The organism is Paenibacillus sp. N22P23 (assembly GCF_059383735.1).
Genome location: NZ_JBXENT010000007.1, coordinates 129,668 through 152,585 on the forward strand (window position 1 = coordinate 129,668; position 22,918 = coordinate 152,585).

The window sequence follows — 22,918 nt, forward strand, 5'->3', positions numbered from 1 at the left end:
ACGATGGAAGCTGCACAACAACAGCTGCAATCGCTCACCTGGAGCGATGCGGCCTATCTCGCCCCGGAATGGATTTTGATCGCGTTTATGATTGTGCTTGCTGTACTGGATTTGTTCATACCGCGCCGTTCATCTGTTATTGGCTGGCTGACGCTGGGCGGCTTTCTGACTTCACTAGGTTTTGTCGTATGGCGGATGCTGGATATGGCCCAGAAGACGGCCGATGCGGAAGCAGCCGGTCAAGCGATGAGCGGTGTCATTCGCATCATGGCGGACAGTTACCGGATTGACTATTTCTCCAGCATGCTCAAAATCGTGTTCTTAGTGGCAACTTCACTAATCGTGCTGATGAGCCTCGGTACAGTAAAGCGGTCCGATATCGCGAATAAAGGCGAGTTCTATTACTTGCTGCTTCCGGCAGTCGTCGGCGCGATGATTATGGCTTCCTCAGGAGACTTGATCACGCTTTACATCGGGCTGGAGCTGTTAAGCATTACAACCTACGTACTCGTCGGAATTCGGAAACAGGCGGTGCAATCGTCAGAGGCAGCGTTTAAATACGTCGTCACCGGTGGTATTTCCTCGGCGCTTATCCTATTCGGAATGTCGTACCTCTATGGGATTACAGGTGCTACGAATCTTGGCGCCATCGCGCAAGGCGTTCAACAGCATGCGGCGGACTTCCCGGCGCTGCTCTATGTCGGGTTCTTCTTTATCCTTGCGGGTCTGGGCATCAAAATCGCCGCAGCGCCGTTTCATTATTGGGCAGCGGATGTGTACCAGGGAGCACCTACACCGGTTACTGCTTTTCTGGCAGTCGTCTCGAAAGGTGCGGCTTTTGCCGTTATTTTCCGACTCGTGTACAACGTGGCTTTCTACGCTTCATCGCCGGAGAAGCCGATTGCGGATGATATTTTCTTAGCTTTGAACGTCATGGCAGCGGCAGCGATGCTGGTTGGTTCCACGATGGCGCTAAGACAATTCAACGTAAAACGGCTCATCGCTTTGTCCGGAGTTGCGAATGCGGGTTATCTGCTCGTGCCGCTCGGACTCTCGCTCAAAGGGATGCATGCCTCGAACTTCGGTGAATTTATATTCTACCTTGCGGCTTATCTGCTCATGACCATCGGTGCGCTTAGCGTATTCTCGGTCATTAGTAAGTCGGCTGGCAGCGATGAAGTAGGCGGCTTCTCAGGACTCTATTACAGAGCGCCGTGGACCGCAGTGGCAATGGTCGTCTTTGTACTCTCGTTAGCGGGACTGCCAATCACAGGTGGCTTCTTCGGGAAGCTGTTCATCCTGCTTGGTGCGGCTCAATCTCATCTCTACTGGATTGCAGCAGTCATGGTCGTGAGCAGTGTAATCTCGTACTATTTCTACTTCGGCATCATCAGGCAAATGTTCATGCGGGCAACAATTGATAATGAAGTGCAAGTGCCGGTAACAACCGGAATCGTCATCTGGCTGTGCGCTGTCGCAACAGTTGCGCTCGGTATCGTACCAAGTCCGGTGCTGAACTGGATTAACACCCACTTCTCGATTGTGAATGATTTGTTTGTTCGCTAGCGAAGAAGCGGCAAGGCTGGGTTAGGTTAGGGTCGAAAAGACGAGGAGCGGGCCTGCGGGTCCGCTCTTTCCTGTTTGGAAATGATAAGATGGGGTGGATCACTCCGGTAAAACAATTAGGGGGAGAATAGTTTTCATCGCAAAAGGGTTGAGGAAAGCGCTAACGAACCGTGGAGGTCTTATTTGCCCCCAAATAGCTTCCTAATAACTCTAACGGATCCTAGTGACTCTATTTGACTGAGTTTGGGTGTTTTGGAGCCGATTGTCCCACGATAGCGTCTCTACGGTTCGTTAGCGTCACGGAGCCTAGAAATCCGGCCAAATAAGGCTCCTGCGGTTCGTTGGCTTTTCGAGGGGGAGGCACATGGTAGGCGAACGTTCAGTGGGTTGGATGCTCAATGTTTAGATTGTCCAAGGATGTCCACAGGAATCACAAACACAAGTTGCTGCTTGGCGGATTTGAGGGGGCTGCTTGTCCTAGTTCTTTATTCTCGGAGTTCAACGAATCTTTAGATTAAGTCAGGCATATCGACGCATAAACATCGGAGTAAATAGCCTTTAAAGCAGGACTATCGACCTTTTAATTGTTGTTTCTACAATTTACTTAAAGGAGAATGGGACTCCGGAAGCGAAAAGTTTCAGATCACAGGCTGCGGGTTAAAGGCAGACTAAGATGGTCATCTGTCATTCACAATTTAGCCACGGTATGAAGCCGAAAGGGCCAGGCGATGTTATGCCAACAATAGGCTGCAAAGATAAGTCATATTCAGCGGTGCGCCAATTTGGCAGCCGCATCATCACCGCGGCTGCCGCGCTTGCGCCGCGCACCCTGCTGCAGGCTGCGCTCGCAGCGCTGCTGCTCTGGAGCGTCCCTGCCGGCGCGGCATCCGCCGCAGCAGCAGGGGAAGGGGACCCCGCGGCCTTGCCGCCTGCGGCGGCAACCGCCGCCCAAGGCGGCCAAGATGAGCCCGCGCCCTCCGGCGGCTGGCTCATCAAATGGCGCGACCCGGCGCAGGCGAAGGCGCTGCCGGGAACGCGCTTGATCCGCCGCCTGGCGATGCCGGCGACGGGCGCGGTGGACGTTGTCGGCCCCGAGAACCCGGGGGCGGACACGTCCGAGTGGCTCCTCCGGCTGCAGCAGATGCCGGAGATCGCTTACGCCGAGCCGATCAGCTGCGTCAAGCTGCTGGCTGCGCCGGCGAGCAATGATCCAGAGCTGCCGAAGCTGCATCATCTGGATCAAATCGGGGCCGAAACCGCCTGGACGAAGGTGCATGATCAGCTGGATCTGACCATTGCGCTTATCGATACAGGCGTAGATTTGGATCACCCCGATCTCAAGAACAATCTGGTGGCGGGTACCAATCTGGTCAATCCGGGCAAGCCGCCGGAGGATGACAACGGGCATGGAACGGCCGTAGCCGGCGTGCTCGCGGGTGAAGGGAACAACAAAGAGGGCATTGCGGGCATTCTATGGCATGCCAAGCTAATGCCGATAAAAGCGCTTGATCAAGATGGCTTCGGCGATGAAGAGCGGCTGGGCAAGGCAATCGTCTACGCGGTCGATCATGGTGCACGGATTATCGTTCTTTCCGTCGGCCTTTATCGCTATTCACCTTATCTGAGGGATATCGTGCAATATGCCGAGTCTAAGGGAGCGCTGCTCGTGGCGGCCAGCGGAAACGACGGGCTGGCGCTTGGTTCCAAAGCCGAGGTGAAATACCCGGCTGCTTATGCTACGGTACTTGCCGTGGCGGGTGTTGACGCGGACGGGAAACCGGAGCCGCGCTCCAATGCCGGACCGGAGATTGATATTGCGGCACCATGGCATGTCTATACGACGGCACTGGGAGGCGGGTACAAGCATGAAGAAGGCACCTCGATGGCTGCGCCTCAGGCGGCGGCAGCGGCAGCGCTCGTATGGGCGGAACATCCCGGCTACAAGCCATACCAAGTACGTGCTTTGCTCAGACAGACTGCAAGGGATATTGGCAAACCGGGGGTGGATGATGCTAGCGGTTATGGTCTGCTTCAGATCGACCGTGCTGTAACGGAAGTGCTTCGAGCAGATGGCTATGAACCGAACGATACCAGGCAGGCAGCGCGCAAGTTCCCGCTGGGCAAACGGATCGCCGCAGAGCTTGCAGGCGGCAAAGACAAGGATTGGTACACGCTGGACGCGCCATATGACGGTGTGATTTCCCTTCAGATACAAGGTCTCTTGACCGGAGGGGAGACTACACCGATCCTTCAGCTGACGCATGTTGCAGGGGGCGTTGTGCAGGGTACAAAAGTTACGAAACTCGGCAACCAAACCGTGGAATGGAACGTTAAGAAAGGGAGGAATGAATTTGAGCTCCGCTTCTTTGCTCAAACGAGCAAACAGCGGCTGCCTTATTTACTGACCTCCTCCTTCGAAGTGGCACCGGATACTTATGAAATAAACGATAAGCAGTATCAAGCGTTTACGCTAAAGCCGCAGTCTCAGAAGGTGACGGGCAATTTTCATCAGACGGGTGATCGCGACTGGTATGCCATTCGTTTTGAAACGGGGGGCACGCTCAAGCTCTCGCTTTCTACCGACTCCGCACGCATTGATCCCGCACTCGCCTTTGGGCGAGAAGGGGCAACGCTGCAGGAAATCGATGAGAACAGCGAAGGGGAAACCGAAACCTCGGAGCTGATCAATGTTACGCCGGGTCTATACTACATACGCGTTCACAACGGAATGTCGGCACAGGCCGGTCCGTCTGCGGCGGCGTATACACTGAATATAGAGCTTATTTCAAAATATACGGATCCCAACGAGCCAAACAACAAATCGTATGAAGCAACAGGTGTTGCGAAGGGTTCAGATTACTGGGGTGTAATAGGTGCAGAAGATGCGGACTGGTATCAGCTGCGCCTAGGCAGTGAAAGTGTGTTATCCGTGCAGGTCAACGGCATTCCGAGTGGAATCCGAATGAAGGCGGAGGTGTTCGATAAACGGCAGAAGCCGCTATTTACCTTGCAATCCGCAAAGAATGAAACCAGCATGGTCAAAGAACAGCGCGTACAGGCAGGCCTGTATTACGTCAAAGTGACGGCGAGCAGCAGCTTTGACAGGCAGTACTACGGCTTTCGCATGAACGCTGAACCGGTCGTAGCGGGGTTTCGCGATATAGCCGGTCACTGGGCAGAGGAAACGATTGTGTCGCTGACCAAGGACGGCATCGTGGAAGGGAGCGGCAATTACCGCTTCAACCCGAATCGAAGTATTACAAGAGCCGAAGCCGTTTCGATGCTGGTGAGGGCACTGAATCCGAATGCAAGCCCAGGACCGAGCTTCACCGATGTAACGACGAAGCACTGGGCGTACGCCGCAATTACGAAAGCTTCGGGAACGGGATGGGTCGGTGGTTATCCGGGCGGGGCCTTTGGTCCTAGTAAGCCAATAACCCGTGAGGAAATGGCCGTTATTCTGCTTCGGGCACTAGAGCTGAATAGCTCACGACCCTATGCAGCGACTTTCGCGGATGTGAAGCTGTCACGTTGGTCCGCACCGGCGATTCAGACGATGAAGCAGCAAGAGCTGCTCGGGGGATACCCGGATGGCAGCTTCAAACCGGAGCAGACGGCAAGCAGGGCGGAGTTCGCTGCACTGCTGCTTCGGGCAATGAACAGGTAGAATTTGTAGCAGGGAGTCAATCACATGGATCACTTAGCCGCTAATGCCGGCATACATGCACTTATTTCCATTGTTGTGGAGTTATTCAGCATTGCAATGGCTTGGATTGTTTTGCAGGAGTTGAAGCTCGATACCATCTTGAAGCGCCCGCGCAGCTCGCAGGCACGCATTTTGCAAATTATGCTCGCCATTGTGCTGGGGCATGGCTTTGCCGGCTTCGTGCTCGATTACTGGAACTGGTCGGGCTTGCTGAAGGGAATTGTCGAATAACAAGGTGGCAAAATGTCAACAATGGGTAGTATATGACGGTACGAAACGAGAAATAGGCTGCGAAGACTATAAAAAATGCCATTTTGGGTGCAGGTTCGACAGGTAGAAAATAACGCTTGTCGTTTCTTGTAAGCTGGTGGTAAGATGTAGGTTGGGTACGGAGCGCCGTACCATTAATTGTGCATAAGACAAGAATCTACTGCACGCGGAGGGAAACCTAAAGATGAGCAAAATAATCGTCCGCGGCGGCCAGCGACTATCCGGAAATGTTCGTGTAAGCGGAGCAAAGAATGCCGTATTACCGATTCTCGCTGCCACGTTACTTGCAAAGGAAGGCGAGAGCGTCATTTATGACGTGCCTAATCTAGACGATGTAATTACCATTCAACAAGTGCTTGCCGCATTAGGCGGAAAGCTCACATATGAAAATGAAACCATGCGTATCTCCGCAGCGAACTTGACTTCGTTCGAAGCTCCTTATGAATGGGTGCGCAAGATGCGTGCATCGTTCCTCGTTATGGGACCGCTTCTGGCTCGTCTTGGCCGCGCGAGAATTTCCCTCCCGGGTGGATGTGCAATCGGCACGCGTGCCATTGACCAGCATTTGAAGGGCTTCGAGGCTATGGGCGTCGAAATCGTGCTGGGTCAAGGTTTTATTGAAGCTCGCAAAGAAGGCAAGCTCAAAGGCGCCAAGATTTATCTCGATGTAGCCAGCGTTGGCGCAACGGAGAACATCATGATGGCGGCTGTACTTGCAGAAGGCACGACTTCGATCGAGAATGCGGCGAAAGAGCCGGAGATCGTTGATCTTGCCAACTACTTAAATGCTATGGGCGCGAAGGTTCGCGGAGCAGGCACAGGTATTATCCGTATTGAAGGTGTAGAAGAGCTGAAAGGCGCTCAACACACTGTCATTCCGGACCGTGTCGAAGCCGGTACATTTATGATCGCGGCTGCCATGACAGGCGGTGACGTTCATATTGACGGTGCAATCGGCGAGCATTTGGCACCGGTTATCTCGAAGCTTGAAGAGATGGGCGTTGTCATTACGGAGACAGACAATGGTCTTCACGTAGTGGGTCCGAAGAAATTGAAATCAGTAGACGTTAAGACGTTACCATACCCCGGATTCCCGACGGATATGCAGTCGCAGATGATGGCGATTCTTATGATTGCCGAAGGCACAAGCATCGTAACGGAGACGATTTTCGAGAATCGTTTCATGCATGTCGAGGAATTCCAGAAGATGAGTGCCCAGATCAAAATCGACGGCCGCATGGCAATCGTAAGCGGAAATACAGCACTGACAGGTGCGAAAGTGACCGCTACAGATCTTCGTGCGGGTGCAGCACTTATATGTGCGGCGCTATGCGCTGACGGTGAAAGCGAAATTACAGGCCTTCACCACGTAGATCGCGGATATGTCGATATTACCGGTAAGCTTGCAGCGCTTGGCGCTGATATTTACCGCGTGGATCCGGCACCGGCTGAGCCCGTGTATACGAAAGTCCTCGAAACCGTTGCTGCGGTTCTAGAGGAAGCGGAACCCGTTGTCGTAGCGGCAATGTCCGCAGAGCCTGTGAAGCGTGAGAAAGAAACGCCGCGCTTGAAGGTTCAACCGACTTGGGCATAAGATCATTTTATAACACATAACCGAAGAAGCTGCCTTAAATGTCACTTGTGACTTTTGAGGCAGCTTTTGTTTTGTTAAGCTTCGCGCTAACTAACCACTAAACCAATTCCTCCCCCGCGAACAAAGCTGACAGGTCGGAAATTGAACTCTCAACGCCGAAACCACACCGAAATGAAGCCGAGAGTTCCAACAATGGACTCTCAGCAAACAATGGATTTGCCCAAGTACCTCCTCTGCGATTCGTTAGCTATTCTCGGACTGCTCTAACAAATCGTACAGGGCTTATTTGCCTAAATATAGCACCGAAAAAAATCTAACAAATCGTACAGGGCTTATTTGACGATTTGGGGGTACTTTGAAGCCGATTTTGCTCAAATAAGGCCTCTACGATTCGTTAGATTCTCGGAGGCGAGAAATTCGACCGAATAAGGCTTCTACGATTCGTTAGTTGTTTACGGACAACGCTAACACCCCTGCGATTCGTTAGCTATTCGCGGACAACGCTAACCCGCCTGCGATTCGTTGGCTATTCGCGGAACGCTCTAACCTATTTCATAGGCACCTACTGCACTAGCTAGCACGTATTCGCATTCTCCCTCTTCCAGCGAAGTTACCGCGTGGTTAGGACTCATCGAATTACTGTTCATTCTCTCTCTTTCAACAATCTCATCTCCCTTTTTCGGTACTATCCTACCTTTCCGGTTCATAGACTGTAGCAAATGTGAATTAAGAGAAATGAGATTAGCAGGACAGACAGGAAGGAGCTGCAGATGGAACGTGTGAAATGGCGGACAGGCAGTCCGAGGAGGAGTCGGTGGTTGAAAGGCTGGATGTTGTGGTTTGCATGGGGGGTACTGCTCGTCGTGTTGGTGAGAGGGGCTGTCTATTTCCTGGATGATAGGGGAGGCGCAGCCAAGAGCGGTGAGAATGGCCTATTAGCGGAGCAGCAACAAATACTCGAGGATGCGGCGTCAGAGCAAGTTGTAGTGGAGGAAAGCGCAGAGCCGAGCGAGATGGAGACGAAGTCCGAGAAGGAACCGCAATCGTTACAACCTTCAACGGCAGATAGGAACGGCAGTAAAGGTTTGAAGGCGCTTAGCGCGTACGACCGGATGTGGGTTAAGGTCTATCTCACCAAGGAGAAGCGGATTGAGAAAATGCCAATTGAGCTTTATGTCCGCGGCGTGTTGGCCGGTGAGATGCCGATTGATTTTGAATTTGAAGCTTTGAAGGCGCAGGCCATCGCTGCCCGAACCTATATCTACAAGCGAATGCAATTGAATGATCACAGCGGGCTGAGTGGTGATGCAGAGCAAGCAGATGTGAACGATACCGTGATGAACCAAGTGTACGTGCCTCTGAGTTCGCTTCTGTCGCGTTGGAGCGGGACAACCAAGGAGAAGAACCTCCAGAAGCTTAATGAGGCTGTGGGGCAAACGAAGGGGCAAATTGTAACGTATGAGGGAGAGCCGATCCAAGCGGCCTTTTTCTCCACGAGCAATGGTTACACGGAGAATGCTTCGGATTATTGGAACCTTGATCTTCCGTACTTGCGCAGCGTTGCCAGCCCATGGGACAAGGCTATTTCCCCTAGATATAAAGAAACGGTCACGATGACGTTGAACGATTTTAGCCTGAAGCTTGGCATCAAGAAGAGTGCGGCCCGTCAAATGCGTATTCTGGATACGACCGCGGGCAAACGCATTAAGACCGTTATGGTCGGCAGGGAGATGCTAAGCGGCAGAGAGATTAGAGAGAAGCTGGGACTAGCCTCCTCACAATTCAATTGGACGATTATCGATGAAGATATCCAAATCACGACTTTCGGCTATGGGCATGGCGTTGGAATGAGTCAGTGGGGGGCAAACGGAATGGCGCAAAGCGGGGGCACAGCGGCGGAGATTCTCGCACACTATTATTCCGGGACGAAGCTTACGAAAGCGAAAGGGTTGGTAGAATAGCTTAATGATCGCCCCTATCTTCTCTAACAATCTCAAAAAATGTTAAACCCTCACGTATAAACTGCTAGGTTGTGGCAACAATGGCTAGTGAGGTGATCGAACAATGAGTGATAACAAATCAAAGTTCAATGAAGAAGCTCCCAAAAATGTAGTGGGAGGCACTGCCGTCAAACCATCTGCATGGAGAAAGCTGCTTTCGAAGAAGTGGGCAGCACCGTCAGCATTCCTAGCCGCGGCAGCAATTATCGTAACCTTAATGTGGCTCTATGGGGGAGCTGGGGAAACTAGTAACAAGCCAGCCAGCACCGACGTAGAAGTCTCGCAAGGTACGACGGATGGAATGACAGCAGAGCAATTACCGGCGGATGATGAAGCAGTTAATTCATCGGAGTCAGAACTGATGCAGTGGCCTGTTGACCGCAGCCAGCTGGATGTTGTAGCACCGTTCTATGATGCGAAAGCTACCGGTGAAGAGCGTCAAGCAGCCCTGATTCAATCGGGCAACACGTTCGTAACGAATATGGGGATTGACTTCGCGAAGAACGACACGGCATTCGATGTATCGGCAGCACTGAGCGGCCGCGTCATCGTATCCGAGAAACACCCGCTTAACGGCAATATCGTCGAAATCAAGCATGCTGACGGAATCGTAACCGTTTACCATAGCTTGAGCGACGTACAAGTTAAAGTGGGCGATGAAGTGAAACAAGGCACGATCATTGCAAAAGCCGGCAGAAGCGAGCTGGAGAAGGAACTTGGCGTCCACATGCACTTTGAAGTGCGCAAGGACGGTAAAGCGATTAACCCAAATACGCTCATCACATCTGATTCCGCAAGCGCAACTGAGAACTAGAAGCAAGCGGAGTACTTTAGAAGGCGGGATTATATCCTGCCTTCTTTTTTTATGTTCTTTTACGTGCAAAATGGGCCTTTTGGAGCGGTTGAGCAGCCGTTTCTGAAAATAATTGCGGTACTTTAGCTTGTCATGCTTGGACACAGAGAATATATACCCGTACCCCTCATATAATGTACCAAACTATCTCGAGTAGGGAGGCGGGAGCGTGCACGATTACATCAAAGAACGGACCATAAAAATCGGCCGTTGCATCGTCGAGACGAAGCACACGGTGCGGACGATCGCTAAAGAATTTGGCGTCTCCAAAAGCACAGTGCACAAGGATTTGACCGAGCGTTTACCGGAAATAAATCCCGATTTGGCAGACCAGGTCAAGCACATTCTGGAATACCACAAATCGATCCGGCACCTGAGGGGAGGAGAAGCAACCAAAATCAAGTATAAGAAGAGCTCAGGACGCAAGCGCGAAGTTCTTGCCGCAGCAAAATCGTAAGCGATTTTTTCTACAAAAATAGAGGAATTTCGTACATTTCAGCGAATACTAAACAAGATGATCATTGCATCCGACTACTAAAGACGATTGTTTTGTAAGTACATTCGTAAGTTTGTATATGCAGCACTCGTCATTCGCCGTGGAGGAATTAGAGACCTTATGTTCAGCAAGGATATTGGGATTGATTTAGGAACTGCTAACGTGTCCATTCATGTAAGAGGGAGGGGCGTTGTACTTGATGAGCCTTCTGTCGTCGCGATTGAGAGCGAGACGAAGCGCGTGCTTGCAGTAGGTGAAGAAGCGCATCGGATGGTAGGACGTACCCCTGGTAACATAATCGCCATCAGACCGCTTAGAGACGGTGTTATCGCAGATTTTGAAATTACGGAAATTATGTTGAAGGCATTCATCGATCGCGTGGGCGGCCGTTCTTGGTACAGCCGCCCCCGTATTTTAATATGCGCACCGACCAACATTACATCGGTAGAGCAGAAGGCGATCCGCGAAGCTGCAGAGCGCAGCGGCGCCAAAGATGTCTTTCTTGAAGAGGAGCCTAAGGCAGCTGCGATTGGCGCAGGCATGGATATTTACCAGCCGAGCGGCAACATGGTTGTTGATATTGGCGGCGGGACGACGGACGTGGCTGTACTATCCATGGGCGACGTTGTGACCGCCTCTTCGATTAAGGTCGCAGGGGACAAGTTTGACGAAGCGATCATGAAATACATCAAGAACAAGTACAAGCTCTTGATCGGTGAACGGACAAGCGAAGATATTAAGATTAAGATCGGTTCTGTCTACGACAATGGCTTTAGACAAGAGATCGACATTCGCGGACGGGATATGGTTACGGGCTTGCCGCTGACAGTGACGATCTACTCGGAAGAAGTGCGTGAAGCGCTTTGGGAACCGGTATCGTCTATTGTTTCAGCAGCTAAGTCTGTACTGGAACGGACTCCGCCGGAATTATCGGCCGATATTATTGACCGCGGCGTTATCTTGACAGGTGGCGGCGCACTGCTGGGCGGCTTGGATGCATTACTCGCAGAAGAGCTTAAAGTACCGGTTCTGATTGCAGAAGACCCGATGCACTGCGTTGTTAAAGGAACAGGCTTGCTGCTTGACCATTTAGACCGTGCACCGCGCAGAGACCTTGGAAAACGCTAAGCGATAAACGGATGGATGGATGCAGGATGTTCGGGTAGGACGCCTTTAGGGGGGCGTGCCAAGGGACAAGCTTTTGTACAGAATAGTTCAAAAGTCATGCAACCGTTCTATTCATCGTGAGGACGGATTAACCGATATATACGATAATCGATCCAATAACGTTAATCCGCTCAGGAGGTAGCTCATGCTAAGAGGTCTGTATACAGCTGCATCAGGCATGATTTCGCAGCAGCACCGGCATGATACAGTAACGAATAATATTTCAAACTTGAATACCCCTGGTTATAAAGAGAAAAGTGCGGTTACGCACTCCTTTCCAGATATGCTGCTGAGGCTCTCCGGCGTTCAAGACGGCGGAGGCCGTGTAGTAGGCAAGCTGAACACCGGGGTGTTCGCAGAAGAAAGCTTGCAGATCAATCTGCAGGGCGATTTGATGCAAACGAACCAGTTCAGTGATTTTGCCATTGTATCGGACATTGAAGTGCCTGGCATGACATTTGACGGATCAGGCAAGGCGATGGCGGCGGACGGTAACTACGTGTTCCAACCGCAGGCATTCTTCACGGTTCAGAATACGAATGGTGAGACCCGCTATACGCGTGACGGTAAATTCAAACTTGATGATGAAGGCTTTCTGACACTGCCAGATGGCTCCCGCGTACTAGGCGCTAATGAACAGCCGTTTCAGCTGCCGGTCGGCATGACGTTTAACAATTTGACGTTGACGAGCGACAATCAATTGGTTGATCCGCAAACAGGCGAAAGTGCCGGTCAACTGCTCATCTCCGTTATCGATAATCCGAATAATCTCGTTCGTGAAGGTGACGGAAAGTTCAAGCTTGGCGATGAGAACGTAGGTGTTCGGGCTATGGCTGCTGACGATCGGGTAGAACTTAGGCAAGGCTACGTAGAGCGCTCTAACGTGGATTCGGCACAGTCGATGGTCGACTTGATGTCGGCGGCGCGCGCATATGAAGCAAATCAGAAGGTTATTCAATTTTTTGATAAAAGTTTAGATAAAGCGGTAAATGAGATTGGCAGAATATAACCGCTAGCAAGCAATGCTTAACGATGCACAGCAGAGGAGGCTACTGAATTGAACGGTTCGATGATTAATGCAATGGTGTCCATGAATGGGCTGCAGGAGAAGCTGGACTTGCTCGCTGACAATATTGCCAATGTGAATACAGTCGGCTATAAGCGCAAGACCGGCACTTTTGAAGATTTGCTGACTACGCTAAAGAAGCAGCCGGAAGTGTTTAATCAACCGGGACGTCTGACTCCGCTTGGTTTCAACCAAGGCTGGGGCTCGCGTCTGACGATGATTCAACCGGATTTCTCTCAAGGACCGATTCAGCAGACGGACCAACCTCTTGATGTCGCAATCGAAGGCAATGCTTTGTTTGAGGTTACGGTTAATGCCGAAGGCGATCTTGGTTATACACGAGGCGGCTCATTCCAAACTACGTTTACGCGGGATGGCGTCAATATCCTGACAACCAAAGAAGGATACCCGATATCGTCTGTAGATGGCAATCCGATTGAAATACCTGCAGAGATGAAGGAAGTCCGCATCGACCCGAATGGCAGCATTATTGGTACTCTTCCATCTGGAGAGATGGTACAGATGGGGCAGCTGAAGCTGGTTCAAGTGGACAAGCCTTCACTTTTGTCGCAGGTTGCGGACAACTTGTTCGCCATTGCGGATGGATTTCAGGTAAATGATGTCATGCATGACGTAACGGCTAGCGCGGAGTCGAAGATCGCGATAAAACAAGGTTTTCTGGAGCAATCTAATGTTGTCTTGTCCGACGAGATGACGGAATTGATTAGCGTGCAAAGAGCTTATCAGCTCAGCTCAAGGGCATTATCTTCCAGCGATACGATGCTGGGCCTTGCAAACAATTTGCGCGCCTAGGAAATGAGTGAATGCGTATGGATGCAAAAAAAGAAACAGCGGCGGGCTTAGATGGCGTTACTCAACTGGAACGTTCTAGTCTGATGAACCCCTCGCCTGCAGGCGAGAGGCAGCGTCAGAGTGGCGCGACCCAGTCTGAGCGCGACCTCGAAGCTGCTAAAGGCAAGACATCAGCGCGCAAGAAACGTAATCCGGCTCTTCGGGCTTTACTGTGGACGCTGCGCAAAAGCATCGTTCCCATTCTGTGCATTGCGGCCGTTCTCGGCGGCATGTACATGGGCTATACGATTATTGGCAAGCGGCCGGGAGACGAAGTGTTCGACATTGCCACTTGGAAGCATATGTATGATCTGGTGTTTGCTGATTGATATAAAGCCTGCTCATTTGAGCAGGCTTTTCGATTTCTAATTCAAGCCGCATAAATAAGCACCTCCCCGAATATCATCGGACTACCGTGGTAGTTGTCGATGAACGCTTCGGAGGAGGTGCTTATTTACTTTTATACGGTGCTTATGATTATTTCACGACTACCCGGATGCTGGTGGATTTGCCGTCCAATATGGCTCTAACCATCGTACTGCCCTTGCCGACTGCTGTAATGACGCCGGCTTCTACTGTTGCTACTTTATTGTTGCCGACCGTCCAAGTTGCGGACTTCGTTACATCCGTCATACGGCCTACGTCGTATTCAGCTGTAACCTTAACGGTTTCTTTGCCTTCTGCTGCAAGTGTAAGAGACTTGGCCGACGAGGTCAGTTTCTTCACCTTGGCAACAACCGTAATGGCAACTTCGATCGATTTGCCTTGATAAGTGCCTGTCAGCTTGCCAGTGCCTTCAGTAAGTGCTTTTACAGTGCTTCCTTTAATAGTAGCAAGTGTTTCAGGGTTCATCGTCCAATTCATCTTGGAGCTTAAGGAAACTGATTTACCGCTCTTATAAATACCTGTTACTTTAAGGCTCTTGGTACGGGAGATGTTCAGCGCAAGGCTGCTTGAATCCACGAACAGCTTCGTTATTTCCTCTTCAATCGTTACACGGATTGCGGTTGACTTCCCAAGATACGAAGCAGTAAGTGTAACGCTCGAGGCTTGCAGGCCTCTCATGTTTGGAGCTTTCACGAGCAAGTTGGCCGAGGAGCTCTTCCATGTAACTAGGCTCGTCACGTCTTCTTCTTCGCCGCTTTCATACATTACAGTGATGACAGGCAGCTTCACTTCTTTACCAATCACAACAGAAGCGTTAGCTTGATCAGGTGTCAGCATCAGCGGCTTCTCGTGCACAACTACGCGAACAGTGACCGTTTTGGATTGAACGGTGCCAGTAAGTACGGCAGCGCCAATTTTCTTAGCCGTCCATTTCCCGTCTACTTTGTCCAGTACATCCTTGTCGCTGCTCGTCCAAGCAACGAGGTTCGTTACGTCGATGGTTTCTTCGGCGATCGACTCGGCCGAAACTTTAGGCATTGTAACACTATCGTCCAAGAAAGCATCAACGGTATCTGCCGTTGCTTTCAAGCTGTTAACCGTCGGATAAACGGTTATCGAGACTTGTTGAGAAAGACCCAAGTATGTCGCTTTAATAACGGTCGTACCCACGCCTTTAGGGGTAACGACACCGTCCTCAACGGTTGCTACATAGAAGTTGGAGGACGTCCATATGGCTTTACTCGTCACAACCTCAGGCATCAGGACGCCTTTCATAACCGTTACACTGAACGTTACCGGGCTATCTTGCATTGTCAGATGTTGATCTTCCTTAGGGGTCATGCGCATCGCTTCATAAGCAGGACGTACTACGACATTGATGCTGCTTGTTACGCCAAGGTGTGTAGCCGTAATGGTTGTTGATCCGCTGCCGACTGGAGTAACGATACCTTTGGAAACAGTAGCGACGGCTGCGTTGCCGGTTGTCCATTGTGCTGTTTCCGTAACTGCAGCAGAATCGCCTTCCTCCGTGGTAACTACGGCTGTTAACGATTGGTTACTGTCGCCAACAATGAATTCAAGCAGATCGTCAGGTGAGATGGTGATTTTATCATAAGGTGAAGTTACGGTTAATTTAACCGAATCGGTTCTGCCTTTATATTTGGCTGTGATCGTTGTTTCACCTGCATTAAGCAGCTTGATTTCTCCATCATCTACGGTTGCAACTGCGGGGTTTGAACTTGTCCACGTTGCGATATCGGTAACATCTTCGTTAGGACTGTCGCTCTTGGCTGCAGTCAGCGCGTAAGAGATGGTATCGCCTAGATGTACTTCTTCTGTGGCGTCCACATTTGTCGCGTCCTCCGTTATCGTTACACTGTCATACAAATACTGAACGGAAACAGGCAAAGTGACTTTATAGCCTTTGTATGTCGCGCTTACAGTTGCAGTGCCCTTCGCTAAACCTGTAACAACGCCGGCAGACACTTTTAGGATTGCCGTATTGGAGGAGCTCCAAGTGGAATCCGTCGTAACGTCTTTTACAGAAGTCGCGCCTTGTATAGTGGCATTCACTTCAAGTGAAATCGTATCATCATCGATATAAAGCACGGCAGGTGACGGAGCGTTCTCGAAAGCAATTCCCGTTACAACTTCTTCAGCATAAGCGAGTCCTGCAACGGAAGAGAAGCTCAGGACAATAGCAAGCATCACCGTAAGCCAGGTGCGCTGCCATAAGGGTGCTGCATGTTTGTTCTTGCGCATGATTGTCTAAAACCTCCAAAGACTATAAATTTCCTATCTCCTATAGTTAACGGCTTTAGAAGAAGGAATTTGAAGGTGTCAGATAGCTATTACCAAATTTAGTTCGCAGGTCATGGCCAAATCGGTTTAAACAACAGCATGAATTGGGTGTTGCGGCGAGTCTGGGCATAGCCCGGACAGTTTTATTTTTTCCAGCGTAGAGGTATAATGGGTTAGAATCTTTGAAGCATCTTTTCCGCCATAAAGGTAAGGGGGCGTAAACGTTTGAATCTTCCTAATTTGCTCACGATGCTTCGTTTTGCTTTAATCCCCGTTTACGTTGCCGTATTTGCATCGGACTCTTCGAATCATATGAAATGGGCTTTTCTAATTGTCGTCATCGCAGGCCTTACTGATATTTTGGACGGCTATTTGGCGCGAAAGTACGGGCAAGTGACTTCGGTAGGGGCGATGCTGGATCCGCTCGCAGATAAGATGATGATGATTACCGTCATTTTGTCGTTGCTCATTACCGAACATATTCCGTGGAGCGCGGGAGCGGCCATATTTATCCGGGATGCGGGGATGATTGTCGGGTCGGCATTTTTTCATTTTCGTGGGAAGAAGACGGTTCCTGCAAATTGGATGGGTAAACTGACGACCATCCTTTATTACTTGGCCATCTTATTTATCTTCTTTGAATTGCCTTTTGCCAGGACGTATCTATGGGGCGTCATTGCGTTTTCATTTATTACTTCATTTATTTACATTTTTCTATTCGTTGGGTTGAATAAGGACGAAGAGGAACAAAGCAGTACCGTGCAACGCTCAGAAGAGAAGACAGATAAAGAAGCACCGCACGTATAAAGGGTAAAAAGGAGATTGAGCTCGCCTTGGCCGCAATGAACGGCAGCAGCGTTCAATCCCCCTTATCTTAACCTCACGACTGCAGTTTCGTGATGGATGGCCTTATTTTGGCACAATACCCTGCAATTTATTACAACAACCTTGAAGGGAGCTTACATCATGTTAGATATCAGACAAATCCAAGAAATTATTCCGCATCGCCCGCCGTTTCTGCTCGTAGACCGCATTATTGAGCTGGAGGAGGGCAAACGCGCCGTTGGCATTAAGAATGTGACGATGAATGAACCGTTCTTCACGGGGCATTTTCCTCAATATCCGGTCATGCCAGGTGTACTTATTGTGGAGGCACTGGCGCAAGTCGGTTGTGTGGCCATTCTTAAAGTTGAAGCAAACCGCGGTAAAATTGGCTTCTTCGCGGGCATCGACAACTGTCGGTTCCGTGGACAAGTAGTTCCCGGCGACACCCTTACGTTAGAAGTGGAAATTACGAGAATGAAGGGCATGATCGGCAAAGGACAAGCTGTTGCCAAAGTTGGCGATAAAGTCGTTGCTGAAGGTGAGATTATGTTTGCACTGAAGGATCCTGAATAAACCCGGCAGGATAGGGTTAATAAAGACAGGGCCTTGAGCTTGCTACATATATAAACTGGATGGAGAGAGGATGCTGGAGATGAACCATTCTACTGTAGAACGATACGAGGCTTGGCTGAGCGATCCGATGATTGATGCTGCTACGAAACAGGAGCTTGCCGCGCTAAGGGGCAACGAGAAAGAAATTGAAGATCGTTTCTACCGTGAGCTTGAGTTCGGAACTGGTGGACTGCGCGGCGTTATGGGTGCAGGCACAAACCGATTGAACAGCTACACTGTCGGCAAAGCAACACAAGGACTGGCGAACTGGGTACTTACGAAGAGCAGCGCCCCTTCTGTTGTGATCGCTTTCGATTCGCGCAACAACTCTCCTGAGTTTGCGCTTGATGCTGCACTTGTTTTGGCTGCGAATGGTGTGACGGCTCATGTATTCCAAGCACTTCGTCCAACCCCACAGCTCTCTTATGCCGTTCGTGCGCTTGGCGCAACAAGCGGTATTGTTATCACAGCGAGCCACAATCCACCTGAGTATAACGGCTACAAGGCTTATGGTTCTGATGGCTGCCAGCTTGTTCCGGAAGACGCGGCTGAGGTTATTGGCGCGATCCAGCAAGTAACGGGATTCGATCAAGTCCGCCGGATGAGCCGTGAAGAAGCGGAAGCCAAAGGTTTGCTGCACTGGCTTGGCGACGCGGAAGACCACGATTATATCACAACTGTCGCAGCAGAGAGCTTGAACAGCAAGCTGCTTGTGGACGGGCTAGGCGAGGCGCTGACGGTCGTTTATACTCCGCTTCATGGTGCTGGCAACATGCCTGTGCGCGAGGTGCTTAAGCAAGCGGGTCTTACGAATGTTCATATCGTTCCAGAGCAAGAGAAGCCAGACGGCTACTTCAGCACGGTGAAATCACCGAATCCGGAGGAGCGGGAGGCATTCAGTCTCGCAATCAAGCTCGGACAAGAGATTGGCGCGGACATCATCATCGGAACCGATCCGGATTGTGATCGGATGGGCGCGGTTGTTCGTAATAATGAAGGCGAATATGTCGTGCTGACGGGTAACCAGTCGGGCGCGATTATGGTTAATTATTTGCTCAGCACACGTAAGGAGCGCGGCGATCTGCCTGCTAACGGCGTCGTAGTGAAGACGATTGTGACGAGTGAAATGGGTGCTGATATTGCTGCTTCCTATGGAGCGGAAGTCGTCAATACGCTGACAGGCTTCAAATATATCGGCGAGAAAATGACGCAATATGAGAAAAGCGGAGAGCGTACCTTCCTATTCGGCTATGAGGAAAGCTACGGCTACTTGGCAGGCACTTATGCGCGTGATAAAGATGCAGTTATCGCTTCCCTGCTAATTTGTGAAGCAGCTGCTTATTATAAGAGTAAAGGAAAAACGCTGTACGATGTACTTGTTGAACTGTATGCGCAGTTTGGCAACTATTTGGAGCATCTGGAATCCCGTACGCTTAAAGGCGTTGACGGCGTTGCCCAAATCGGAGCGATCATGGAAAATTGGCGCAACAATCCGCCTACTGAAATCGGCGGTGTAGCGGTTGATCAAATGCTCGATTATTTGCCGGGACTGGGCGGCTTGCCTCCTGAGAACGTATTGAAGTTTTTACTTGCTGACGGTTCGTGGTTCTGTCTGCGTCCTTCAGGCACGGAGCCGAAGATTAAAGTGTATTTTGCTGTACGCGGCAGCTCGCAAGAAGATGCGAAGGCAGCGATTCAGCGCCTGACCCAAGCTGTGATGGAGCGCGTGGACAACTAGATCGATATAGGGATCGGAGCTTCCGTACGTGAATTTCCTGCGGAAACACAGACAGATAATCGTAGCGATAATTCCTACGGAGAATGTTAAGGAGTGGAAGATGTGCAAACTGGTTGGCAGCAATGGAATCGCAAAGCAATGTTTGTCCTTTGTGTATTGACGATAATAGGGTTGATCGCAGCACTGCCTATTGGTGCTACGCGCTGGAAAATGGAGAAGACCTCCGATAAAGTTCAGATGGTGTTCGATTACCGCGACTTGGTTCAAATCGCAGCCTATCAAGCCCATCCGAAGCAGTTCGTGAAGGATGAGCTTGTAAAGATGCATTCGGCAGGCATTACGGCGATGGCGGTATTTGAGTCTTCGCTGCAGGAGCTGAGCTGGGCAGGCCGCTTGACGCTGTACAATTCTTCCGGCGCAAGCGAGCTGCAAGGCAAAACGTCTACAGCAGATAATAATTATACGTATGTGCTGTTCACGAGTGCTAAGGATGAGGAAACTCTTCGTCCACTATTGGAATCGACCTATAAACAATGGGGCATTACGACTTCCTCCTGGAGCCATGAAGGCCAAGGCGGTTTGATTCTTGAAACACCGCTTGAGAATGCGATCTTGAAGCCGATAGTGCCGGATCCGATTGCACTTGGAGAGATTCATGATGCAGGCTTTACGATTGTTCCGCGTTTGTCGGACCGCGTGCCGTTTGATGCCGCTTCGGTAGATGCGATGCTTAGCGGTTTTGAACAAATGGGTGTTTCGCGCATTCTGTTTGAAGGCGATGCTGTCAAAGGCTTCGCGGATAATGCCGAGCTGAAGAGCTTGAGCCAATTCGCAGAGCTGCTGAATAAGCATGGAATCGGAATCGCGACAATCGAGAACTCTAAGCCTCAGAAGGGCATGAACACGCTCGGATATTTGACTCATTATAATGTAGCAAGACTGTATTCGCTTTCAGATAATGATGCGGCTTCGATGAAGCCGGAAGAGATCGCAGATCGCTTCCAGCTTGCTGCGAAGGACCGCAGCATTCGCATGTTCTATCTGAACGGAGCGCCTTCGAGCAGTCCGGTGAAATCGATGATTACCGATCCGCTTCAGAATTTGTATGATGCGATGCAAGATAAGAACGGTGTATTGGACAAAATGGACAAGCTAGGCTTTTCGGTAGACAGCCCACAGCCGTTCGAGTACGAATCGCCGTCATGGCACAAGCCGCTTAAAGGCGTAGTGGTACTTGGCGCAGTTGCCTTCATTACCCTGCTGATCAGCGCATTCGTACCGGGCGTAGCCATTCCGGTGTTTGTGCTGGGTCTTCTCGGCAGCGCAGGTTTGTATGTGCTTTCGAAGTCCATTCTCGAGCAAGGACTTGCGCTTGGCGCGGCAATCAGTGCGCCAACGTTGGCCTTGATCTGGGCGATCCGCCGTGTGCGGGCGCATACCGTTGGCAACCGCAGACCGATCGGCGGTGCTGCTGATGCTACTGCAACTCGTGTAGCAGGCGGAAGCGATCAGCAAGTTCGCTGGTTCTTCCCGGGAATTAGCGCAGGACGCCGTTTCTTGATGGCGATTACGATCTTCGCTGCTACCTCTGTTATCTCGATGAGCGGGATTCCGTTTATCGTGGGTCTCTTGAACAATATTACGTACAAGCTTGTACTCGAGCAGTTCCGCGGCGTAAGCCTGCTGCACTTGGCTCCAATTGCGCTAGTTGCGCTGTACTTGCTTCTGTATACGGGCGAGTCCGTGATCGGCAATTTACGCAAGCTGCTCAAGATGCAAATTACCGTTCTCTGGGTTGGGATAGCCGGCGTGCTTGGCGTTATGGCCCTCTATTATCTGTCTCGTACCGGTAATGCAGGACAAGCTTCCTCCCTAGAACTGACGTTCCGTAATGTGCTGGAGTCGACCTTCGGCGTTCGTCCGCGGACGAAGGAGTTTCTGCTCTCGCATCCGCTCTTCTTCTTCGGGATCTTCGTTGCGCTTCGATATCGTGCAGCGTGGGTATTGTTTATTGTAGGAGCCATTGGTCAGTTGTCTATGGTGGACACATTTGCGCATATTCATACACCGCTTCCGATTTCCATTATCCGTGATTTGCTTGGTCTTGTACTAGGCGCGTTGATTGGACTTGTGATGATCGGCGTGTGGCAGATTGGGGAAGGAGTTTGGAAACGATGGGCACCACGAATCGCACAACTGAAACAGGGCTTCAAGTCCGGCGTGTAGTCATCTCCGGCTATTATGGTTTCCGCAACAGCGGTGACGAAGCGGTGTTGAAGTCGATTTTGTTCGCACTGGATGAAGAGGGTGCGAAGCAGGGGCTTCGCATCGTGCCGATCGTGTTGTCCGTCGATCCTGCTTCGACGACTGCGATGTACGGCGTGGAAGCTGTACACAGGATGCGCCTCGGAGAGATCGTTCGCGCCATTCGCGGCAGCGACGGTCTGATCAGCGGCGGCGGCAGCCTGCTGCAGGATGCAACAGGCGCCAAGACGATTCCTTATTATACGGGCATCCTCAAGCTGGCTCAGCTGCTTGGGAAGCCCACCTTCGCATACGCGCAAGGGATTGGCCCCGTGAATCGCCGGTGGATGGACCGGCTGATTCGCGGTGTCATGCGCCGCAGCGCGTATGTCTCTGTGCGGGACGCCGAATCCGCCGCCTTGCTTGGGCGGATAGGGGTACCGCGTGAGCGGATCGACGTTGTACCCGATCCGGTCATGGCCTTGCCGCTGCCGGCAGCGCAGCCGATTGCCGGCGCAGGCGGTTTTGGCGCAGACGCGGCGGAGGCAGTGGCGGGGACTTCGCCGCTGCCGGTGGTCGGCGTGTCCTTGCGCCACTGGCGCAAGGATGGCGCCGACCTGGCGCGCGTCGCCGCCGCGCTTGGCGCGCTGGCCCGCAGCCGGGCGGTGCGGCTGCGGTTCCTGCCGTTCCACACGCCATCAGACGCGGAAGCGTCGCGATGGGTGATGGAACAGCTTGGCGATCTCGGCGCCAGCGTAGCCGAGATTGCCGAGCCCGGCGACGACCCGCAGCTTATGCTGCTGGAGGTCAGCCGGTGCGATGCGCTGCTCGGCATGCGCCTGCATGCGCTTATCTATGCCGCGAATCAGTCCGTTCCGATGCTCGGACTATCGTATGATCCGAAGATTGATCAATTCCTGAACCGGATTAATCTGACCCCGATTGGCACAACCGAAGCGCTTGATTCGCAAGCTTTTGTAACAGCGATCGGCAAGCTGCTCGATGATCCGGAAGGTTGGCGCACTGCGCATCATGCCGCAATTTCACAATTAAAAGAAGAAGCGCGCGAACCGGCGAAACAAATTGCAACTATTTTACGTTAATCAATATATGGAAGACTCCTCTCCCCAGCAACCACAAAAGCTACTAAAGCATAGATATATGGCCGTAAAATGTAGCGAATGCGCTGTGCGAGAAAGAAAATGTCGCAATAACACGACCAAGCGAGCGATTTAAACGAG

General features: G+C 51.3%; 17 protein-coding genes. 16 read left to right on the plus strand and 1 reads right to left on the minus strand.

Going from position 1 to position 22,918, the window contains the following annotated elements; translation table 11 throughout:
• The first annotated feature begins 3 nt into the window (after positions 1–3).
• The 11 genes from AC506A_RS23740 (at position 4) to AC506A_RS23790 (ending at position 13,899) form a co-directional block, all read left to right on the plus strand.
• On the plus strand, positions 4–1,566 hold the full coding sequence (locus AC506A_RS23740) for an NADH-quinone oxidoreductase subunit N (protein ID WP_495463473.1): 1,563 nt from the start codon (positions 4–6) through the stop codon (positions 1,564–1,566).
• A 733-nt stretch (positions 1,567–2,299) separates the two neighbouring features.
• Complete coding sequence (locus tag AC506A_RS23745) at positions 2,300–5,233, plus strand: S8 family serine peptidase (RefSeq protein ID WP_495463474.1); 2,934 nt, start codon at positions 2,300–2,302, stop codon at positions 5,231–5,233.
• 24 nt (positions 5,234–5,257) lie between these two features.
• Entirely contained in the window at positions 5,258–5,503 is a 246-nt protein-coding gene (locus AC506A_RS23750) for a DUF1146 domain-containing protein (RefSeq protein ID WP_495463475.1), read from the plus strand.
• Between the two features lie 223 nt (positions 5,504–5,726).
• The gene (gene murA / locus AC506A_RS23755) at positions 5,727–7,136 is read left to right on the plus strand and encodes a UDP-N-acetylglucosamine 1-carboxyvinyltransferase (protein ID WP_495463476.1); all 1,410 of its coding nucleotides are present in this window, start codon (positions 5,727–5,729) and stop codon (positions 7,134–7,136) included.
• A gap of 770 nt (positions 7,137–7,906) precedes the next feature.
• Positions 7,907–9,097: a stage II sporulation protein D gene (gene spoIID, locus AC506A_RS23760; protein WP_495463477.1), complete on the plus strand. Its 1,191-nt coding sequence runs from the start codon at positions 7,907–7,909 to the stop codon at positions 9,095–9,097.
• 103 nt (positions 9,098–9,200) lie between these two features.
• The gene (locus tag AC506A_RS23765; RefSeq protein ID WP_495463478.1) at positions 9,201–9,950 is read left to right on the plus strand and encodes a peptidoglycan DD-metalloendopeptidase family protein; all 750 of its coding nucleotides are present in this window, start codon (positions 9,201–9,203) and stop codon (positions 9,948–9,950) included.
• Between the two features lie 208 nt (positions 9,951–10,158).
• Complete coding sequence (spoIIID, locus tag AC506A_RS23770; protein WP_090575384.1) at positions 10,159–10,446, plus strand: sporulation transcriptional regulator SpoIIID; 288 nt, start codon at positions 10,159–10,161, stop codon at positions 10,444–10,446.
• Positions 10,447–10,605: 159 nt separating this feature from the next.
• Positions 10,606–11,613: a rod shape-determining protein MreB gene (gene mreB / locus AC506A_RS23775; RefSeq protein WP_495463479.1), complete on the plus strand. Its 1,008-nt coding sequence runs from the start codon at positions 10,606–10,608 to the stop codon at positions 11,611–11,613.
• Positions 11,614–11,797: 184 nt separating this feature from the next.
• Positions 11,798–12,661, plus strand: coding sequence for a flagellar hook-basal body protein (locus AC506A_RS23780; protein WP_495463480.1), 864 nt, complete (start codon positions 11,798–11,800; stop codon positions 12,659–12,661).
• Positions 12,662–12,709: 48 nt separating this feature from the next.
• Entirely contained in the window at positions 12,710–13,531 is an 822-nt protein-coding gene (locus AC506A_RS23785) for a flagellar hook-basal body protein (protein ID WP_495463481.1), read from the plus strand.
• Between the two features lie 17 nt (positions 13,532–13,548).
• Positions 13,549–13,899, plus strand: coding sequence for a DNA-directed RNA polymerase subunit beta (locus AC506A_RS23790; RefSeq protein ID WP_495463482.1), 351 nt, complete (start codon positions 13,549–13,551; stop codon positions 13,897–13,899).
• Between the two features lie 148 nt (positions 13,900–14,047).
• Here the strand turns inward: AC506A_RS23790 and AC506A_RS23795 are convergent, their stop codons facing one another.
• Positions 14,048–16,219 carry an Ig-like domain-containing protein gene (locus tag AC506A_RS23795; protein ID WP_495463483.1) on the minus strand — a complete coding sequence of 724 codons (2,172 nt, stop codon included), beginning with the start codon at positions 16,217–16,219 and terminating at the stop codon, positions 14,048–14,050.
• 264 nt (positions 16,220–16,483) lie between these two features.
• Between AC506A_RS23795 and AC506A_RS23800 the strand changes: the two genes are divergently transcribed.
• From AC506A_RS23800 to csaB, 5 genes are all read left to right on the plus strand, one after another.
• A complete protein-coding gene (locus tag AC506A_RS23800) occupies positions 16,484–17,065 on the plus strand; it encodes a CDP-alcohol phosphatidyltransferase family protein (protein WP_495463484.1) in 582 nt (193 codons plus the stop codon).
• 159 nt (positions 17,066–17,224) lie between these two features.
• Positions 17,225–17,656 (plus strand): 3-hydroxyacyl-ACP dehydratase FabZ, encoded by a 432-nt coding sequence (gene fabZ, locus AC506A_RS23805; RefSeq protein WP_090982305.1) that lies wholly within the window; start codon positions 17,225–17,227, stop codon positions 17,654–17,656.
• A gap of 70 nt (positions 17,657–17,726) precedes the next feature.
• Positions 17,727–19,433 (plus strand): phospho-sugar mutase, encoded by a 1,707-nt coding sequence (locus AC506A_RS23810; RefSeq protein WP_495463485.1) that lies wholly within the window; start codon positions 17,727–17,729, stop codon positions 19,431–19,433.
• A 102-nt stretch (positions 19,434–19,535) separates the two neighbouring features.
• Entirely contained in the window at positions 19,536–21,659 is a 2,124-nt protein-coding gene (locus AC506A_RS23815) for a DUF5693 family protein (RefSeq protein WP_495463486.1), read from the plus strand.
• Positions 21,608–22,780: a polysaccharide pyruvyl transferase CsaB gene (gene csaB, locus AC506A_RS23820; RefSeq protein ID WP_495463554.1), complete on the plus strand. Its 1,173-nt coding sequence runs from the start codon at positions 21,608–21,610 to the stop codon at positions 22,778–22,780. The genes AC506A_RS23815 and csaB overlap by 52 nt, the downstream gene beginning before the upstream one ends.
• The last annotated feature ends 138 nt before the right edge of the window (positions 22,781–22,918 follow it).

What these genes read in the sequence shown, in the direction of transcription:
- AC506A_RS23740 (WP_495463473.1), top strand. Translation starts at nt 4, where the DNA reads ATGGAAGCTGCACAACAACAGCTGCAATCGCTCACCTGGAGCGATGCG.
- AC506A_RS23745 (WP_495463474.1), top strand. Translation starts at nt 2,300, where the DNA reads ATGCCAACAATAGGCTGCAAAGATAAGTCATATTCAGCGGTGCGCCAA.
- AC506A_RS23750 (WP_495463475.1), top strand. Translation starts at nt 5,258, where the DNA reads ATGGATCACTTAGCCGCTAATGCCGGCATACATGCACTTATTTCCATT.
- murA (WP_495463476.1), top strand. Translation starts at nt 5,727, where the DNA reads ATGAGCAAAATAATCGTCCGCGGCGGCCAGCGACTATCCGGAAATGTT.
- spoIID (WP_495463477.1), top strand. Translation starts at nt 7,907, where the DNA reads ATGGAACGTGTGAAATGGCGGACAGGCAGTCCGAGGAGGAGTCGGTGG.
- AC506A_RS23765 (WP_495463478.1), top strand. Translation starts at nt 9,201, where the DNA reads ATGAGTGATAACAAATCAAAGTTCAATGAAGAAGCTCCCAAAAATGTA.
- mreB (WP_495463479.1), top strand. Translation starts at nt 10,606, where the DNA reads ATGTTCAGCAAGGATATTGGGATTGATTTAGGAACTGCTAACGTGTCC.
- AC506A_RS23780 (WP_495463480.1), top strand. Translation starts at nt 11,798, where the DNA reads ATGCTAAGAGGTCTGTATACAGCTGCATCAGGCATGATTTCGCAGCAG.
- AC506A_RS23790 (WP_495463482.1), top strand. Translation starts at nt 13,549, where the DNA reads ATGGATGCAAAAAAAGAAACAGCGGCGGGCTTAGATGGCGTTACTCAA.
- AC506A_RS23795 (WP_495463483.1), bottom strand. Translation starts at nt 16,219, where the DNA reads ATGCGCAAGAACAAACATGCAGCACCCTTATGGCAGCGCACCTGGCTT.
- fabZ (WP_090982305.1), top strand. Translation starts at nt 17,225, where the DNA reads ATGTTAGATATCAGACAAATCCAAGAAATTATTCCGCATCGCCCGCCG.
- AC506A_RS23810 (WP_495463485.1), top strand. Translation starts at nt 17,727, where the DNA reads ATGCTGGAGATGAACCATTCTACTGTAGAACGATACGAGGCTTGGCTG.
- csaB (WP_495463554.1), top strand. Translation starts at nt 21,608, where the DNA reads ATGGGCACCACGAATCGCACAACTGAAACAGGGCTTCAAGTCCGGCGT.